Origin of the sequence: Hymenobacter sediminis (genome assembly GCF_003231285.1) — a bacterium.
In the GTDB taxonomy this organism is placed as follows: domain Bacteria; phylum Bacteroidota; class Bacteroidia; order Cytophagales; family Hymenobacteraceae; genus Hymenobacter; species Hymenobacter sediminis.
The window spans coordinates 221,706-239,850 of record NZ_QKNS01000003.1; the positions used below are offsets into that span (position 1 = coordinate 221,706).

General features: G+C 58.2%; 16 protein-coding genes. 12 read left to right on the forward strand and 4 right to left on the reverse strand.

Going from position 1 to position 18,145, the window contains the following annotated elements; translation table 11 throughout:
- Positions 1-68: 68 nt before the first annotated feature.
- The 4 genes from DNI29_RS10045 (at position 69) to DNI29_RS10060 (ending at position 5,714) form a co-directional block, all read left to right on the forward strand.
- Positions 69-1,142 carry an o-succinylbenzoate synthase gene (locus DNI29_RS10045; RefSeq protein WP_110977976.1) on the forward strand — a complete coding sequence of 358 codons (1,074 nt, stop codon included), beginning with the start codon at positions 69-71 and terminating at the stop codon, positions 1,140-1,142.
- 83 nt (positions 1,143-1,225) lie between these two features.
- Complete coding sequence (locus tag DNI29_RS10050) at positions 1,226-2,521, forward strand: aspartyl protease family protein (RefSeq protein ID WP_110977977.1); 1,296 nt, start codon at positions 1,226-1,228, stop codon at positions 2,519-2,521.
- Positions 2,522-2,683: 162 nt separating this feature from the next.
- Positions 2,684-3,874, forward strand: coding sequence for a lysophospholipid acyltransferase family protein (locus tag DNI29_RS10055; RefSeq protein ID WP_110977978.1), 1,191 nt, complete (start codon positions 2,684-2,686; stop codon positions 3,872-3,874).
- Positions 3,875-4,025: 151 nt separating this feature from the next.
- Positions 4,026-5,714: an ABC1 kinase family protein gene (locus tag DNI29_RS10060; RefSeq protein WP_110977979.1), complete on the forward strand. Its 1,689-nt coding sequence runs from the start codon at positions 4,026-4,028 to the stop codon at positions 5,712-5,714.
- Positions 5,715-5,723: 9 nt separating this feature from the next.
- Here the strand turns inward: DNI29_RS10060 and DNI29_RS24120 are convergent, their stop codons facing one another.
- Entirely contained in the window at positions 5,724-6,893 is a 1,170-nt protein-coding gene (locus tag DNI29_RS24120; RefSeq protein ID WP_123823196.1) for a hypothetical protein, read from the reverse strand.
- Positions 6,894-7,125: 232 nt separating this feature from the next.
- On the opposite strand from DNI29_RS24120, the gene DNI29_RS10070 reads away from it, so the two are divergent.
- Complete coding sequence (locus DNI29_RS10070) at positions 7,126-8,202, forward strand: hypothetical protein (RefSeq protein WP_110977981.1); 1,077 nt, start codon at positions 7,126-7,128, stop codon at positions 8,200-8,202.
- A 251-nt stretch (positions 8,203-8,453) separates the two neighbouring features.
- On the opposite strand, the gene DNI29_RS10075 is transcribed toward DNI29_RS10070, so the two are convergent.
- Positions 8,454-10,190 carry a phospho-sugar mutase gene (locus DNI29_RS10075; RefSeq protein WP_110977982.1) on the reverse strand — a complete coding sequence of 579 codons (1,737 nt, stop codon included), beginning with the start codon at positions 10,188-10,190 and terminating at the stop codon, positions 8,454-8,456.
- A 439-nt stretch (positions 10,191-10,629) separates the two neighbouring features.
- Here DNI29_RS10075 and DNI29_RS10080 point away from each other — a divergent pair, with 439 nt between their 5' ends.
- Positions 10,630-11,940 (forward strand): APC family permease, encoded by a 1,311-nt coding sequence (locus DNI29_RS10080; protein ID WP_110978258.1) that lies wholly within the window; start codon positions 10,630-10,632, stop codon positions 11,938-11,940.
- Between the two features lie 315 nt (positions 11,941-12,255).
- Positions 12,256-13,425, forward strand: coding sequence for an LLM class flavin-dependent oxidoreductase (locus DNI29_RS10085; RefSeq protein WP_110977983.1), 1,170 nt, complete (start codon positions 12,256-12,258; stop codon positions 13,423-13,425).
- 262 nt (positions 13,426-13,687) lie between these two features.
- Here the strand turns inward: DNI29_RS10085 and hppD are convergent, their stop codons facing one another.
- Positions 13,688-14,821 (reverse strand): 4-hydroxyphenylpyruvate dioxygenase, encoded by a 1,134-nt coding sequence (hppD, locus tag DNI29_RS10090; protein ID WP_202910422.1) that lies wholly within the window; start codon positions 14,819-14,821, stop codon positions 13,688-13,690.
- Positions 14,822-15,108: 287 nt separating this feature from the next.
- Here hppD and DNI29_RS10095 point away from each other — a divergent pair, with 287 nt between their 5' ends.
- From DNI29_RS10095 to DNI29_RS10110, 5 genes are all read left to right on the forward strand, one after another.
- Complete coding sequence (locus tag DNI29_RS10095; RefSeq protein WP_110977984.1) at positions 15,109-15,495, forward strand: hypothetical protein; 387 nt, start codon at positions 15,109-15,111, stop codon at positions 15,493-15,495.
- An 87-nt stretch (positions 15,496-15,582) separates the two neighbouring features.
- Complete coding sequence (locus tag DNI29_RS24125; RefSeq protein WP_123823198.1) at positions 15,583-15,792, forward strand: DUF952 domain-containing protein; 210 nt, start codon at positions 15,583-15,585, stop codon at positions 15,790-15,792.
- Positions 15,747-15,932: a DUF952 domain-containing protein gene (locus DNI29_RS25335; RefSeq protein WP_369073971.1), complete on the forward strand. Its 186-nt coding sequence runs from the start codon at positions 15,747-15,749 to the stop codon at positions 15,930-15,932. Before DNI29_RS24125 ends, DNI29_RS25335 begins: the two co-directional genes overlap by 46 nt.
- Positions 15,933-16,036: 104 nt before the next feature.
- Positions 16,037-16,807, forward strand: a complete 771-nt coding sequence (locus DNI29_RS10105) for a hypothetical protein (RefSeq protein ID WP_110977986.1) — start codon at positions 16,037-16,039, stop codon at positions 16,805-16,807.
- 292 nt (positions 16,808-17,099) lie between these two features.
- A complete protein-coding gene (locus DNI29_RS10110) occupies positions 17,100-17,456 on the forward strand; it encodes a DUF952 domain-containing protein (protein ID WP_162303571.1) in 357 nt (118 codons plus the stop codon).
- 112 nt (positions 17,457-17,568) lie between these two features.
- On the opposite strand, the gene DNI29_RS10115 is transcribed toward DNI29_RS10110, so the two are convergent.
- A complete protein-coding gene (locus DNI29_RS10115; RefSeq protein ID WP_110977988.1) occupies positions 17,569-18,096 on the reverse strand; it encodes a DUF2911 domain-containing protein in 528 nt (175 codons plus the stop codon).
- Positions 18,097-18,145: the final 49 nt, after the last annotated feature.

Consider the following 18,145-nt stretch of genomic DNA (forward strand, 5'->3'; position numbering starts at 1 on the left):
AGCCCCGCGTCAGCCCGTATATTGCCACCCCGATCAGTTCCTGCCTGCTACCCCGTCCTTTGCCCGCTATGCTTCAGCTTCGCTACTCCCGCCGCGTTCTGCACTTCAACTTCCCAGCCCGCACCTCCCGCGGGGCCATTACGGAGCACACAGCTTACTACCTGCACCTGCACGACTCGGAGCAGCCCCATCTGGAGGGTATCGGCGAAGCTGCCCCGCTAGCCGGCCTCAGCCCTGATTACCGGCCCGACTTTGAGGCGACCCTGGAAGGCTTCACCCGCGAGTTCAACCGCCGCCAGCTGCGCGAGCTGCTACCCCAGGAGGCAACCGAGCTAGTAGGCCCCGAGTGGCCTGCCCTGCGCTTTGCCTTGGAAACTGCTACCCTCGATTTAGCGCACGGTGGCCGGCACTGCCTCTATGATAACGCCTTTAGTCGGGGAGAGGCAGGGGTGCCTATCAATGGATTGATCTGGATGGGCGACGCCGCTTTCATGCGCCAGCAGATTGAAAAAAAGCTGACGGAAGGCTACTCTTGTCTGAAGCTAAAAATAGGCGGCCTCGATTTCAACACGGAGCTAGAGCTGCTGCGCGAAATACGGGCCGTGGCCGGGCCGGAGCGCCTAACTCTGCGCGTAGATGCCAACGGGGCTTTTGGACCAGAGGAAGCCTTGGGCAAGCTGGAGAAACTAGCGCAGTTTGACCTGCACTCCATCGAGCAACCTATTCAGGCCGGGCAGTGGGACGCGCTGCGACAGGTGTGCCGCTTCTCGCCGGTGCCAGTGGCCCTGGATGAGGAACTCATTGGTCTGACGGAATCTGAACGGCAGGAACACCTGCTGGACAGTGTGCACCCCGCTTATCTTGTGCTAAAGCCTACCCTGGTAGGAGGGCTGGAGGCCAGTATGGCGTGGGCTGCCAAAGCGCGGGAAAGGGGCATAGGCTGGTGGCTGACCTCGGCCCTGGAGTCCAACGTAGGGCTGAACGCCATCAGTCAGCTGGCTGGCTCCTACGCCGAAACTGGTTTTCCGCAGGGGTTGGGCACAGGACAGTTGTATCATAACAATGTAGCGGCACCTCTGCATATCCAGGCCGGACATCTGCATTATAGCCCGCGGGGCGTGTGGGAGCATCCTGAGGACTGATTTGCGCCTCGGTTATTGGCTGAAATAGCGCGTGCAGAGAATAGGATTTTTGGTTATCTTACCATGCCTGTTTTCTTACTGCTATGCACACGCATTTCTATGCTATTCTGCTGCTTCTAGGCCGCGCTCGGGGGGTAGGGATAGGTGTGGTGCTGGGATTTTTGCTGGTTTTTCTGGCTCCGCTTATTGTACAGGCCCAACCGGTGGCCTTCCGGTTTGAGAAGTCCCGTACGCGGAAGGTGCAGCTACCTTTTCTGTTGCAGCGCAACCTGATTATTGTGCCCATCTGGCTTAATCAAAAAGGGCCGTACAACTTCATTCTGGACACCGGCATCAACACGTCCCTCATTACCGACCCTACCCTGCGGCAGGAGCTGAACCTGAGCGTAGGTGGGCAGTTTCTGGTGGCCGGAGCCGGAGAAGAAAATCCGCTGGAGGCTTTTCATATTCCCTCCGTCGCCGTCAGTTTCTCCCAAGGCGTGGCGGCTCCCTCGCTGAATTTCCTGATGCTTTCCGAAGACGTGCTGAACCTTTCCGGCTACGTGGGCATGCCGATTCATGGCCTGCTTGGGGCCGATGTGTTCCGCAGCTTTGTAGTGGAGGTTAACCCAGTGACGGAAACCCTGATCTTCCGTGACCCAGCCACATTTAAAGCTCCTCGCGGCAAGCGGTGGGCCCGCTTGCCCCTCGATATGGAAGGGCGCAAGTCCTACCTCACCCTACCCGTTCAACTCAATGACTCTCTGACCCTGCCCCTGAAGCTGGTGCTGGATACGGGAGCAGGCCATGCCCTGTCGTTGGAAACTACCTCCGATGCCCGCTTGCAGCTGCCGCTTCAGCGCATGCGCAGCCAGTTGGGGCGGGGCCTGAACGGCAACATCAACGGGTACCTGGGGCGGGTGGCAGCGTTGCAACTGGGGCGCTACCGCGTGCCGTCCCTGCTCACTTCTTTCCCCGATGCGGCCGACGTGGCTCAGCGCGCCGATGTGCCCCGCAACGGCAACCTGGGCTTTGAGCTCCTCAAGCGCTTTACTGTCATCATCGACTACACCTACAACCGGCTGCTGCTGCGCCCCAACGAGAAGTACCGGGACCCTTTCGAGCATGATATGTGCGGCTTTGAGGTGCTGGCCACTGGTCCGAACTACCGCCAGTACCGGGTGCTGCGGGTAGAGCCAACGGGGCCGGCAGCCCAGGCCGGTATTCAGACCGGCGACGAAATTTTATCCATCAACCTGATTCCGGCCGAAGTATTCAACTTAACCCAGCTGAGCCGCATGCTCCACTCCGCCGACGGCCGGCAGCTTCTGTTTATTGTGCGCCGCGCCGCCACCGGCGACCTGTTTACGACCACCGTACGTCTGAAACGACAAATTTAAGGGCACCGGTGCGGTTGCCAACCGCCTGGGTTGCGGCCTTAGCAGGGGGTAGGGAAACGGGGCCGAAGAGACTGGCATGCGTGTGGCCGAGGGCAAAATACCTACATTAGAAGCCGCCTACCTCTTTGGCAGGCCGTTTTCTACCCGCCCTACTTTCCCCGCATGGCTCTCCCGTCGTCGGCCGCGCAGCTCCCGGTGCCCCCGCTTATTCAGGCCAACCAGCACATCTATTCCGATTATTTCGATGGGAATTTCGTGGATATGCTGGACCGCAACATCCTGCAACTGCTAGATCGGGTGTGGTTTCGCTCGGAGCTGGTTGGCTTTGAGAACTACCCGCAGCGCAACCGCCCCGACCGGCCCCTGCTGTTTGCCTCCAACCACTCGGGCATGGCCTTCCCTTGGGATGCTATGGTAGCCCTCTCGCATCTGTGGCGCCGCTTGCCCAACCTCCGCGACCTGCCCCGACCGCTCTCGGCGCCCATGCTTTCCCAGTCGCTGCTGATGAACCCGTTTCAGGTGCGCAACTTCTGGAAGAAGTGTGGATGCGTGGATGCCACTACCCCCAATTTCGAGACAATGATGTACTACCAGGACCACAACCTGATGGTGTACCCGGAGGGGGTAGCAGGCATCGGGAAGGGGTTCAACCGGAAGTACCAACTGCAGCGGCTGGCTACCAGTTTCGTGCGCCTGGGCATCGAGCATCGTACCGACATCATCCCGTTTTACACCGTCAACGGCGAATACCTGAACCCCTACACCTACAGCTGGGAGTGGGTAAATCGCCTGAGCAAGAAAATCGGGATTCCCTTTATCCCGATGGGTCCTGTATTGCTACTGGTGCTGCTGCAGCCCTGGTTTTTCTACATGGCTTTCCCGGCCAAGCTCACCTTTGTGTTGGGCCGCCGCATTCAGCCTTACACGCTGACCACCAAGCCCACCCCCGAGCTGACCCGCCCCGACTACGAAGCCATATCGGGGCAGATCAGGGGGCAGATGCAGCAGGAACTGGACGCCGCCGTGCAGCAGTACGGGCAGCAGCCCTACCGCTGGCGGGAGCTGTGGCAGCGCATCAAGGAAAACTGGCGCTATTTCCCGTTTTTCCTGCCCTGGGCCTGGCCGGCCCTGTTCCGCGAGTTTGAGCGCCAGTACGTGCACCTCGGCCGCCGCGACGTTACCCTGGACCTGCGCAGCCCCGGCGCGTACTTGCGTATGTTGTGGCGCAACCCATTTACCATCACCTTCTTTGTGCCCATTCTGGGCTGGATTCCGATTGCCATTCGGGGCTACAAGGGTCACCGCATCGGGAAGCGCTCTGCCATCGGCAAGACGCGCCAAAGCAACTCGTAAGTAATTCCTCCGGGCTACCCCCATCATTAGCTCCAAGGTCGGTACACATTGCTTGGCCGGGGAGGGGTAGTAGAAAGCAATAATCTGAACTCAGGAACCGATAGGGCAGAGCTATTTTGTCGGTTTCACCTCCTGAAGCACTTTTGGCTCCATGTTTAAGAACACCATTTCCAACCTTACGCGCATCAGGCAGGTAGCCGAAGTGCTTATTCGCTACGGTTTCGAGGACGTGGTGACGAGCACGGCCCTGCGCCGCTTGGTACCCCCAAGCCGGCGCCGCTCGTGGCAGGAAGGAGAGCAGGCCGTGTTTGAAACCACACGCTGGCAGCGCATCCGCATGATTATCGAAGAGCTGGGGCCTACCTTCATCAAGCTGGCCCAGGCCCTGAGCAACCGCGCCGATTTGTTGCCCCAGCCCCTGATTGACGAGTTTGAGAAGCTGCAGAGCAACGTGCCGCCCTTCCCGGTGGCCCAGGCCCGCCAGATTATCGAGCAGGAGCTGGGGTGCCCGCTGGAAGAGGTATTTGCGGAGTTTGACGAGGTGCCCCTGGGCTCGGCCAGCATTGGGCAGGTGCACGGGGCGCGGCTGCTTTCCGGCGAGAAGGTAGTAGTGAAAGTACAGCGCCCCGATGCCCAGGAGAAAGTGCGCACCGACCTGAGCCTGCTGCACGAGCTAGTGCGCCTGACGGCCCCCTTCCTGCGCCGCCAGGGTCTGAGCAACCCCCAGGACATCGTGGATGCCTTCGAGCGGAGCATGACCAAGGAGCTCGATTATACCTCCGAGGCCCGCAGCATGGAGCAGTTTCGCAAGCTGTACGCCAGCTACGAAACGTTCTACATCCCGCGGCCCTACCGGGAGCTGAGCACCAACCGCATCTTGGTCATTGAGTTTGTGAGTGGCTGCAAGATTACCGACAAGGCTCAACTGCTGGAATGGGGTCTGAGCCCCGAGCAGGTAGCCGAAACCGGTATGGATATCTACCTGACGCAGATTTTCGAGTTCGGGGCTTTCCATGCCGATCCGCACCCTGGCAACGTGCTGGTGCGTCCCGATGGTACGCTGGTGCTCATCGACTTTGGCATGGTAGGCCGCCTGAGCAAGCAGCAGAAGTACGCCTTTGCGGGCGTATTCATTGGCATGGCCCGCCAAGATCCGCGCAGCATGGCCTTGAACTTCCGCCGCCTGGCTCTGACCTCGGAAATCCCCGACATGCGCGCCTTCGAGGCCGACTTGGCCCAGCTGATTGAGGATTTTGCGACCCTCGATGTGCGCGACATGAGCATGTCGGATTTGGCTGATTCGCTGCAGGGCGTTATCTACCGCTACAAGCTGCAGGTGCCTGGCGCTGTGTTCCTGATTCTGCGGGCCCTTGTGATTCTGGAAGGCATTGGTAAGGTGCTGCACCCACACTTCAACACCTTCGAGTTTGTCCGGCCCTACGGGGCGCGCATCATCGCCGAGCAGTATTCGGCCGAGAACATCCAGAACGAAGCCCTCTACACGGGTACCCAACTGCTGGCTCTGCTGCAAACCCTACCCACCGATGTACGGCAAATCATGCGCAAAATATCCCGCGGCGACCTGCGGGTGCGCGTGGAGCTGAGCGGCTACCAGTTGCTCATGCGCAAAGCCGATCAACTAGTGAGCCGGGGCATTCTGGCGGCCGTAGCCGTGGCCATGATTGTATTTGCCGGCCTGAGTTTGCTAGGGCATTACCCAGCATCTATGCCCTACCACCGTGGCCTACCTATGGTAACCTGGTATAGCTTAGGCGTGGCCGCCTTCCTGCTGCTCATCCTGTTTATTCTGGGCACCAAGAACGAGCGAAGCCGGGAGTAGTACCTGAGCTTACTTACGGAACCAGGTATAGGCTACTTGGGCTCCGACTGCCTGCATATTAAAGAAAATGTATTTCTGGTAGGTAGCCGCTAGGCGTAGTTCATGACGAATATCTAACGGTACTATCCAACCAGCTTCGGCACCAATGTGCGTCGTGCCAAAACTTGGGTCTGGGCTACCCTTGGCGGAGCTAGTGCCTAGGCGCTGAAAGGGCAAGCTACTACCCGCGGGCCGTTGCCGCTGAGTGCTGGTGGCTTGAAGCAAATAGCCAGAACCTAAAGCGCCGACTACATAAAAATGCGGGCGGCTCGGCCGACCCAAGCGCTTACCGACAGCCGCAGAGAGATGTAGGAAATGAGCTTCTGTTTGCTGCTCCAGCTCTATAGTTGGCTGAGAGGAAACCGGCTGCGGCAAGTAATTGCCAGTTGTTATTGACCAATGAGCATAGCTGCCCGATAAGTTGACCTGAAGTCCGTTAGCGCGTACAGCTGTCCACTCAAAGCCTATAAGCTGGCTCCAGCCAGCCCCATCGGCCTGCATATCCAGTCCCAAGAATTGCTTGCTAAGTGTATTCTGCAACATAAGCCGTTGTGCTCCCAAGCGGAAGCCCAAGCCATGTCGCCATGGTGAGTTTTCATCTGACCTAATATGTGGCGTACCGGTATTGAAGCATCGGTTATAACGCTGAATTATTTGCTCTGTATTGCTGAAAGTAAATCGGGTATCTAGTAGCTCAGTATCAGAAGAAAATAATGTTGAGCATTCTGTTAAATACCTGGTAAAAAGCAAGTGCCAATTGAAAGCAGTGAGTTGATAGAGCGTATCGGTAGTAGCAGGCTGTAGTAATAAACCCGTTTCGTTGGCAAATGAGTATGAACTGACGCGACCCACCTGATTAGGTAGCACAAAGCACACAGAATCAGAGCCGGAAGCCATTCGTACTACTCGGCTGCGGATTGCTGGTTGCTTAAGCAGCCCGTATGCTTTAACCTGGCTAGCCTGAAACGTCTGCACCCCACCACCAGCCGATGAGTAAAGGTGGATGCGTCCATGAGGTTTCTCGGCCACCCAGCCCAATACCGAGTCGCCAGCTGGTGTGATGACGTAGCCGGGCAACCCTTGGGCTTGAGCAGCAATGGTTGTAATCAGAAAAAATAATAGGAAGTAGAGACGCTGCATATGGAGGAATGATAGCAGGAAGGCCCTGACGTGATGATCAGGGCCTGTTGATGGCATTTGTAAAGTCTGATAAAAGTTTTGTTCTGAATATTTACTCGGTTGATTATGATATAGATGCGAGCTTGTTGATTGGAATTTGAGAAGTCTGTTAGATGAGAAATATGGTGCTCATGATTCTGTAACTGAGCTTCAATTTAGCACCGTCTTCCACTTATGGTAGGCGCCATCTGATATGCCTTTCTTTCTACTCTCCGCTGCTACCCCCTGGAGCCGCTGCCTCCTGACTGCCGCATTAACCGTCGCCGCGCTGCCGGCCCTGGCCCAGACCGACCGGGAAGCTGACACCTACGAAACCCAGAAGCGCCTGAGCGTGGGCGTAACCAAGTACACCGAAGCCCGCGCGGCGCTGACCAGTTTTATTCGAAAGCAGGCTACCCGCGTCCAGAAGCAGGAGGAAACGCCCGAGCAACTGACCGCCGAATTCAGCGTACCCGTCGGCCTTTTACCCCGCCTCGACTCGCTAACCGCTAGCCTAGGCTATGTGCTCGAAAACAACCTCAACTCCTATAGCCTGAACCCCCGCCGGCAGGAACTGGAAACCGAAGCTCAGCAGCTGGTAGCTTCCATGGGGCGAGTGCAAACCCAGCTCCGTGAGGCCAAGCTAACCAAGGAAGAGCGAGAAAATCTGCAGGAAGAGCAGGAGCGAAACGAGGCCCGCCTGCGCCGCACCCGGCAGCAGCAGGAACTGCTTCTGAGCCACGCGGGGCAGGCCTACGTGACACTCCGGCTGTTCGATGAAATCAGCTTTCCGACCGGCAACCGCCGGGTAAGCTTCGTGAATATGCCGGGGGTAGAGGTGGGCTACCTGCGCCTCGATAACCCTAAGCTGGGGCTTACCAGCCCGGCCTACCGGGGCTACGCCATCAAGTACCTGTTTACGCGGGGCAAGAGCTACTTCAACCTGGGCGTGTACAAGCCCACCACGACTAACAAATCCGACTCGGCTTTCGTGAACGAGCTGTTTGTTATCAACTTCGGCCAAGACTTCTACCCGCGTAATTTCGGCCGGGGCCGGCGGCGCTACCTCAACCTGTACACCAGTTACCAGGTAGGCGGCTTCATCTTGAACCGCAACGACGACCAGGAAAATGATTTCATTCCCAACCTGAACCTAGGGCTGGGGGTAGAGCTGATCAAAACCCGCCACATCCTGCTCGACACCAAAGCCAGCTACTTCGTGCCCCTCAACAGTCGCAGCCGCGACTTGCGAGGTGTGCTGGGGCAAGCCTCCTTCAACTTTGTGTTCTAGCGTTCTGGCGTAAACTCACACCTAAGGGAGCACCAAAAAAGAAGAGCCCGGCCAGTAGTTGGCCGGGCTCTTCTGCGCGTGTGCCGAAGCTGTTTAAGAGGGCTTAAAAAATAAAGCACGTCTCATGCAGAGTCGGAGCCGAAGCATCTCGCGCGCTGAGGTGGTAATGCTACTCAGACGTCAGCACGCAAGATTCCTCGACCAGCTCGGAATGACGTTCTGGGTACTTTTCGAACCACTTTGCTGACAACTTACTTCAGCTGCATATCGTCGATGATGGCCTGGATTTTCTCGCCGGCGAGGCGGTTGGCAAGGTCAAAGTCAACCACGGAGGCCAGGGGCTGACGCACGCTGAAGTAGAACTTGATTTTGGGCTCGGTGCCGCTGGGGCGGGCCGAGATTTTGCTGCCGTCTTCCAGAATGAACTGGAGCACGTTGGAGCTTTCCAGGCCGGTTTCGGTTTCCAGGTTGGTGCGCAGGTCGCGGATGCGGCCGGTTTTGTAGTCACGCAGCTCCACCACGGGCTGGCCGGCAATGGTGCGGGGCGGGCTCTGGCGCAGCCCGGCCATCATTTCCTGAATTTCTTCGGCTCCGCGCTGGCCCTTCTTGGTCAGCGAAATCAGGTGCTCCTTGTAGAAGCCATAGGTGGCGTACATGTGCACCATCTCCTCATACAAGGTGTGGCCGTGGTCCTTGGCAACGGCGGCCATTTCCGCCAGCATAGCGCAGGCCGAAATAGCGTCCTTGTCGCGCACGAAGGAGCCAATCATGTAGCCGTAGCTTTCCTCGCCGCCCCCGATGTAGTTCTGCTGGCCTTCCAACTCCCGGATGATGCCGGCAATGTATTTGAAGCCGGTCAGCGTCTGGTAGGCCTTCACGTTGTTGGCGCGGGCAATATCGCCCAGTACTTCACTGGTCACGATGGTGTACACGATGAAGTCCTGCTCAGTCATCTTGCCGGCCTGTTTGCGGGCCGAGAGGAGGTAGTGCGTGAGCAGCGCGGCGGTTTGGTTGCCGTTCACCAGCACCCACTCGCCCTTGTTGTCCTTCACGGCAATGCCTACGCGGTCCGAGTCGGGGTCGGTAGCCAGCACGAGGTCGGCGTCGAGAGCTTTGGCCTGGTCCAGGGCCATCTGCATGGCTACTTTCTCTTCGGGGTTCGGCGACTGTACCGTGGGGAAGTTGCCATCGGGCGTAGCCTGGGCTTCCACTACGTGCACGTTGGTGAAGCCGAGCTGCGCCAGTGCCTTAGGCACCAGCGTAATGCCCGTGCCGTGCAGGGGCGTGTACACAATCTTCAGATCGTGCTGACGCTGGATGGCGGCGGGGTTGATGCTCAGCTCCTTTACCTTGGCGAGGTAGGCGGCGTCGATTTCGGCCCCAATCAGGTGAATGCGTGAAGGCTCCGGCTGGAACTTCACCTCACTTACCGACTGAATGGCTTCCACCTCCCGGATGATGTTCTTATCGTGCGGGGCCACTACCTGGGCACCGTCGTTCCAGTACACCTTAAAGCCATTGTATTCCTTGGGGTTGTGCGAGGCCGTAACCACGCAGCCGCTCTGGCAGCCCAGCTGGCGAATAGCAAACGACAACTCAGGGGTAGGGCGCAGGGCTTCGAACAGGTACACCGTAATGCCGTTGGCCGAGAAGATGTCGGCGGCAATGCGGGCAAACTCGGGGCTGTTGTTACGCGAGTCGTGGGCAATGGCCACTTTAATTTCCTGTCCGGGAAAGTTCTGGAGCAGGTAATTGCTCAGGCCCTGGGTAGCCATACCCAGGGTGTAGCGGTTCATGCGGTTGGAGCCGGGCCCCATGATGCCGCGCAGACCGCCGGTACCAAACTCGAGGTTGCGGTAGAAAGCGTCGGAAAGGAAATCCTCCTGATTTTCCGCCAGCATCTGGCGAATGGCCGACTGAGTTTCGGCGTCGTAGCTACCCGTAAGCCAGGTATTGATTTTCTCGTGAATGTCAGGCGTCAGGGCCATACGCGGGAAGGTTTGAACGGTAGGATTCGAATAACGGGAGTAAAGAAAACAGGTTTCCCGTGGTGTTTCACATATAGGATTAAACTTCCCAGCTAAAGGCCCCAGGAACTGCCAGTTGATTCCTGCCTAGAAATAGTTGAACCTGAGCAAGGTGAGACGCGGGTTTGCGGGCAAGCCAGGGGGTAGGAAAACTATCTGGCCACTGCCATAACCAAGCGGCGCCTACCCCTGCCTAAGGCACCAAGGCCGCGTCTTGCCCAGGAAAGCCGAAGGAGTATCTTTGCCGCCGCTGTTCCCGCCCGGGAGCTATTTGTATTGCATGATGCCAGCCAAGCTGATAGGAAACCGCCCGTGTTGTTGTCGCCCCACCGCGACCTGCTGACACCTTGTGCCCGCGGCTACCCGCCGCCCGTTTCCTTCCGCTTTCCTGCGCTGCAGCATGACTTCCTCTACTCTGGCTACCTCGCCCGCGGGCCTGGTGCGCGGCATCCGCCGCTGGGACTTTGTCGCCCTCATCATCAACATCACCATCGGGGCCGGCATTCTGGGGCTGCCTTCCAAGCTCTACGCCCTGGTAGGCGCTTATAGCCTGGTCGCCTACGGGGTGAGTGCGGCTATTGTCACGCTCATCATTCTGTGCTTTGCCGAGGTCAGCAGCCGGTTCAATGGCACGGGCGGGCCCTACCTCTACGCCCGCGAGGCCTTCGGGCCGCTCGTGGGGTTTGAGGTCGGGTGGCTGTTGTGGATTTCGCGGCTGGCCAGCTTTGCCTCCATTTGCAACCTGCTGGTGAGCTACGCGGCCTACTTCTGGCCGGCGGTGGGGGCGGGGCTACCTCGGTTTACCCTGATGGCCGGGCTGATTGTAGGGCTGACAGCTATTAACTGGGTAGGCGTGCGCACGGCCTCGCTCGTGAACAATCTGTTTACCGTGAGCAAGCTCGTAGTGTTGGGACTGTTTACGGGGGTAGGGCTGTTTTTCGTCGATTGGCAGGCCTTCTCGTTTGCCGTGCCGCCTACTTACGTCAGCTTTTCCAGTGCCGCGCTGCTGCTCATCTTCACCTTTTCGGGCTTCGATGTAGCTGCTATTCCGGCCGGCGAGATTCAGCAGCCCCAGCGCACGGTGCCGTTTGCCTTGTTTACGGCCATTGCCACGGTAGCGGGCTTGTTTGGGCTGGTGCAGGTAGTGTGCATTGGTACGCTGCCGGGCCTGGCCGCCTCGGAGCGGCCCCTGGCCGATGCCAGCCAGCAGTTTCTCGGGCCGGCCGGCGGCGCTTTTATTGCGGTGGCAGCCCTGCTCACGGCCCTGGGTACCCTCAATGCCCTCATGCTGACTGGTCCGCGCCTCTTGTTTGCGTTGGCCGAGCAGGGCCAAATTCCGGCGGTGTTTGTCCGCCTGCACCCGCGCTACCACACGCCCTACGTGGCCCTGCTGGTATCGGCTGCCCTGAAGCTGGTGCTGGCCGTGTCGGGCACGTTCATCTACGCCCTGACCCTGAGCACCATCATCCGTCTGGCCTACTTCGCCCTGACCTGCGCCGCCCTACCCGTGCTACGCCGCCGGAACCCCGCGCAGCCCGCGCCCTTCCAGGTGTGGGGTGGGGTAGTGGTGGCCGTGCTTTGCGTGCTGCTTTGCCTCTGGCTACTCTCCAACAGCGCCGCCACTGAAGCCCGCGACGTAGGCATTGCCGCGGTAGTCGGGCTGGGGTTATACTTTCTGTCCCGGAAAAGCAAAGCGTCGATTGAATCTTAACAGCATAACCTCAGATGGCTAGGGCCATTCTACTAAACAGTATGTGGTGCTTGTCATCCTGAGCGGAGCGAAGGACCTCTACCGCTGGCTAATTAAAAGAAGTTACCCTCGGTAGAGGTCCTTCGCTCCGCTCAGGATGACAACAGGGGTGATGGTGCAGCCAAGTAGTAAAGCTGCTACGGCTGCGCCATATGCTCAGTGTGACGTTCTAACCATCATAATCCGCTTTCTGTCTTCACAGCTCGATATGTAAACGACTTCAGCAGAAGCCAACTTATCGATACCCCTCTTAAACATCAGTCCTACCCACATAGAATGCCTCTTTCCCTACCCATCACCACGGTACCCATCCGGACCCCGGAGCGAGTGGCTGAAATATCCTGGTTTGATGACCTCTGCGGCGGCGACACCCAGTACCTGAGTGTACTCGATGGCACTTACCGCAGCTCCTGGGCCCACTGCCGCGACATCGTGCTGAAATCGGAGCAGCTGGGCTACTCCAATATTCTGTTGCCTACCTCCTACACCGTAGGGCAGGATGTTATGACGTTTGCCGCGGGCATTGCCCCCCAAACCTCACGCATCAACCTGCTTACGGCCATCCGGACCGGCGAAATTCACCCGCCCATGCTGGCCCGGGCCCTGGCCTCCCTCGACCACATGCTGGAGGGCCGTCTGACCATCAACATCATCAACTCCGACCTGCCGGGCCTGCGCGAGGACCCGGCCCTACGCTACCAGCGCTGCGCCGAAACCATCGAAATTCTGCGGCAAGCCTGGACCCAGGAGCGCATTGTGCACAAGGGCGAGCTATACCAGTTCGATATGCCCTCTGACCCGGCCAAGCCCTACCAGCAAAACGGCGGCCCGCTGCTCTACTTCGGCGGCACCTCGGAGGGCGCCCGGGAGGTATGTGCCCAGTACTGCGACATGTTTCTGATGTGGCCCGAAACCGAGGAAATGCTCTACGAAACCATGCAGGACCTGAGCGCCCGCGCCGCCCGCCACGGCCGCCAGATTGATTTTGGTCTGCGCATCCACGTCATCGTGCGCGAAACCGAGGATGAGGCCCGGGCTTACGCCAAAAAGCTCATGTCAAAGTTTGACCCAGTGAAGGGTGCTGAAATCAAGAGCCGCGCCCAGGACTCGTGGTCGTTGGGGGTGCACCGCCAGAACCAGCTGCGCGAGCACGCCGATATGGAAGGCTTCGTGGAGCCCCTGCTCTGGACCGATATCGGCAAGGCCCGCTCCGGGGCCGGTGGCGCCCTGGTCGGCAACCCCGACCAGATTGTAGAAAAGCTGCAGCGCTACATGGATATGGGCTTCCGGGCCTTCATCTTCTCCGGCTACCCCCTGCTGGATGAAGCCGACTACTTTGCCCGCTACGTGCTGCCGCGCCTGCCCAATATCAGCATGCCCGATTACCAGGGGCGCCGCCCCGCCACAACTCCCGTTACGCCCCTAACCACTGCGCCGCTGAAGTAGGGTAGGGCAAAAAAGAAGAGATGAACTAGAATGTATCAAGACCGTCATGTCGAGCTGGTCGAGACATCTCGCGTGCTGATGTTGTAATCGTAACCCTACGTCAGCATGCGAGATGTCTCGACAAGCTTGGAATGACTTGTACCACCACAATGGCCCCACGCGAGATGTCTCGACAAGCTCGACATGACGGTCTGGGTAAAAACAGAAAGCCCCGACGCTGCTACCAGCGTCGGGGCTTTCTGTTTTTGGCTACACCAACCGTTTACAGGTTGCCGCGCAGGGCCTGCTCCCGCTCAATGGCTTCGAACAGAGCCTTAAAGTTGCCTTTGCCGAAGCTCTTGGCGCCTTTGCGCTGGATGATTTCATAGAATACGGTGGGGCGGTCTTCCACGGGCTTAGTGAAGATCTGCAACAGGTAGCCCTCCTCGTCGCGGTCCACGAGCAGGTTCAACTCCTTAATGCTTTCCAGGTCCTCGTCGATGTGGCCTACGCGGTCCAGTAGGTCTTCGTAGTAGGTGTTGGGCACCGTGAGGAACTCCACGCCGCGGCGGCGCAGTTCGGTTACGGTCGTGCGGATGTCGTGGGTGATGAGGGCCATGTGCTGCACGCCGGGCGAGTGGTAGAAGTCGAGGTACTCCTCGATCTGCGACTTTTTCTTGCCCTCGGCCGGCTCGTTGATGGGGAACTTCACGAAGCCGTTGCCGTTCGACACCACCTTGCTCATCAGGGCCGAGTACTCCGTGCTGATGTCGTCGTCATCGAAGGTAATCAGCAGCTTAAAGCCCATCACGTCCTCGTAAAACTTCACCCACTGGTTCATTTCGCCCCAGCCCACGTTGCCCACGCAGTGGTCCACGTACTCCAGGCCCACGGGTGCGCCCTGCGGAATGTTGCTGGTTTTGGCCACGAAGCCAGGTAGGAAAGGGCCATTGTACTGGCTGCGCTCCACAAAGGTGTGGATGGTTTCGCCGTAGGTATAAATACCAGCCATGGTCACCGAGCCGTTTTCGTCCTCGATGGTGTAGGGCTTGAAGGCGGGCTTGGCACCGCGCTTGGTGGTTTCTTCGAAGGACTTGCGCGCGTCGTCTACCCACAGAGCCATTACCTTCACGCCGTCGCCATGCTGGGCTACGTGGCGCGTGATGTCGGAATCAGGCAGCAGGGAAGTGGTCAGCACGAAGCGGATTTTGTTTTGCTGCAGCACGTAGGAAGCCCGGTCGCGCACCCCGGTTTCGGGGCCGGCGTAGGCCACCAGCTCAAAGCCAAATGCGGCCTGGTAGTAGTAGGCCGACTGCTTGGCGTTGCCCACGTAAAATTCGATGTAGTCGGTGCCGTTGAGAGGCAGGAAGTCCTGGGCGGGTTGGGCTTGTACGGCCGGTGAGGTCATGGTTTCCATGGGCGGAGGGGGTAGGGTGGGGTAAGTGGATTGCCTGGGTAAAAATACAGGTTTAGGCTAAATCATGGCCGGGCCCTTGCTGGGTTTGTTTGCAGCTCCCTACCCCCAGCATAACGGCCAAAGGCCAAAACTCAGGGTGCACCTACTGGCTTGGAAACAGCAGATCAGCTGGGCGGCTTAGACACAGATGGATCATTCTTCGTAGAATTGAGCCAAAAGGCGGAGAAGGCATACGAAACTGCTAAATCCTCTTCACCTTTGTGGCCATAACCCATTGCTTTACGCTTATGAATTCGGAAGAGCTAAACCGCGCCCTCGTGGCCCTCATCGAGAAGAAAGCCGAGTTGCAGACCCTCACCTATGATGATGCCCGCTACGATGACGTAGAGGAAGAGCTGCACGACCTGGAGGACGATTTCAACGAAGAATATGGCTCCTTCCTGGAGGCGGCCCTGGAGAAAGTGCACGATGCCTTAGGTTCCGATACCGATGTGCTACTCCCTACCGCCTACCTTCCCGTGAATACCAGCGGTAAACCTTCCCCCAAGGAAGGCGTCTGGATTGACTCCGAGAAATATTCCGGCAAAGAAGCCCGCCTGACGCTGGTGCCCAACCCTACGCGCCTAGTACTCACGGTAGGCAAAGCCGTGCAAGAAGAGGTTTGGAAAGCCTAAACGGCACCACTCGTATCTGTAAACAGGCCGTTTGGTATCACCTGTGCGTGATGCCAAACGGCCTGTTTTTCTTTCCTGAATAAGACCATGCTCTACCGCATTGCCGAACCCACCGATTGGGAGCAGGCCCAGCAAACCGGCTTTTTTGCTAGCCCCGACCTGGCCGCAGAAGGTTTCATCCACAGCTCTGACAACACCAGGTTCTGGAAACAGCCCGGCGCTACTACCCCGGCCGACCACATCTGTGGTTGTTGGAGTGGGATGAAGACGCTCTGGCAGCGGCTGGGGTGCGCGTAGAGCGGGAGTGGGTAGAGAGCCGGCAACAGCATTTCGCGCACGTGTTTGGCCCGGTGCCGATGCACGCCATTCGGCAAGCGTGGCCGTTCGGCGCCGACGCGGCAGGAGAATTTCACTTGCCACCCAGCCTGCTGGGCTGAGAGTTGGAATTATTGTTGCTTAGGGTACTACTATATAGTTGCGGCCTAATGGTAAACAGATTGGCCGGTTCGCTACTGCTTCATCCATCTGCTTATCGGCTTCAATGGTCGCTCTATCCACAATTATCCGCTTGGTGCTACCCGCTTTGGTAGCCACAAGCCTAACGGCCTGCACGGCTACCTCCTTCCTGAGCCTGACACCTACCCGGCCCGATGGACCCTGGGTAAACGGCCACCCCACCAGCCTGAGCCAGCACCCCGACAGTGTGCAGGTGCGGGTGGGCTTTATTCGCTACGAGCCAACGGCATTGGTTTTCGAAACGGAAATCGGCAATTACTCCGACCGACCCATTCAGGTGGCTCCCGAAAACTTTTACTACCTCATGCTGCCCACTGACTCAATAGCGGAGAAGCAGTTGGCCAAGGGTATCTTCGAGAGCCGGGTGCCTGCTCTGGATCCGGAAGTGCAGTTGCAACAACTGGCCGCCAAGCTGGATAAGCAAGCTGCTAAAGCAACCAACGTAAGCTGGTTTGAGATTCTGACCAGCGCCGCCCACATTGCCGAAGACGTAGCCAGCATCAAAAAGAAAGAAACTGCTGAGCAGGTTGCTGAGCGCGACTACCGGCACCAGAGCGATGATGCCTTCTTCGAGGAGCAACGCGAACAACACGCCCAGCAAGCCGATCAGCTGTATGACCAGCAAGTAAGTATGGAGGCCACAGTGCTGCGCAACACCACCCTGGAGCCCGGCCAGCGGGTGGTAGGGCAGGTGCATTTTCCGCGCCGGGACTACGCCAAGCGGCTGCGGCTAGTCGTGTTCTTCGATGAGCGCCCGGTGCAGTTTGACTTCATCCAGGCTACGGCCAAGCGCTAGTTGCCTAGCGGCGCTCAAAAATTCCTGTTCGGGTTCGTTAAAACCCTTCCGCATAGCCGATGGGCACCAGCACTTCGCCAAGCAAGTAGGAAGCAGTTTCCTCTGGCTAAAGCGTAACTCGGGTTTGATACAGGGTAATTTGTTAGTGGGGCGAGGTAAGCCAGAACCAGGCTTAGCGCAGTACCCAGCAACTAGCAACGGCCTACCCAATAGGCTAACAAAAACTGGACAGTAATGGTTAGCGTACTAACTATGGGCGTATTATTGCTAGTCCTATTGCTGTCTTATCAACGTGCAATTTTATTACCGCATCACCGAAGTCAAGACTTGGCTTACCGCGCAGCACACCGGGTTTTTTGCCAGCCCTGATTTAGTAATCACTGGGTTTATCCACGCTTCGCCCCGCCATCAAGTGCTGACGACAGCTAATCTGTATTTTCCTAACGAATCAGAGCTTCTAGCCCTGGAAATTGATCCGGTGCTCCTGGGCGAGGCAGGAGTAGAGTTAGAGTTGGTTTGGCGAGGAGAGCGGCAGGAAACCTTCGCGCACATCTTCGGGGCTATTCCGATAAGCGCCATAAGGCGGGTGCTTGAGCTGCATCGTAATGCTGCCGGTGAGTTTAGTATTCAGACGGAGCCTTTCGGGTAGCCACCAGCAGTATGGCTTCAAAGTCGTCAGTGCCGGGCATCAGGCTATATATCACAAAACAGCCCCGCCCTACCGGAGTAGAACGGGGCTGTTTTGTGCGTAGAAGAAGGGCTTATTTCATCGCCACGGGTAGCTCCAGGTTTTCCCAGCGCAGCACTAGGCCCTGAGGCGTTACTTCGTACACCAGCTTTTCCTGCAGGTTGGCCGCTTTGCGAGGGGTAGCGGTTACGCGCAGTGCATCCTGCTTCTGGTCGTACTTATAGGCGCCCCACTGCTGAGCAGTTTTGTTGAAGATGACCGTCCACTGCTTTTCCGTCGGGATGGTGAACAGGCTGTAGGTGCCGGCCGGCAAGGTTTTGCCTTCCACGGTTAGGGGCTGGTCGGTGGTGAAGGTGGTGGCCTCGTTGGCTCCTGCACGCCACACTTGCCCGTAGGGCACCAGCGGCGAGCCCCAAATGGTGCGGCCCTTCACGGAGGGGCTGCTATAGGCTACGGTTACGTTGGCCTTGCCAATTTTGCCGGTAGCCGTAGCGGGTGGGCTAGGGCGCTTAGACGGGTCATCCTGGCCTTGGGCGAAGGAGGTGTGAGCCCACAGCAGGCTCAGGAGCATCAGCAAAGAGAATGTGCGAATTGATTTCATGGGTAGGAAATAGTAGAGGTGGAAGAAACAGACAGCCGCTAAACCTGCT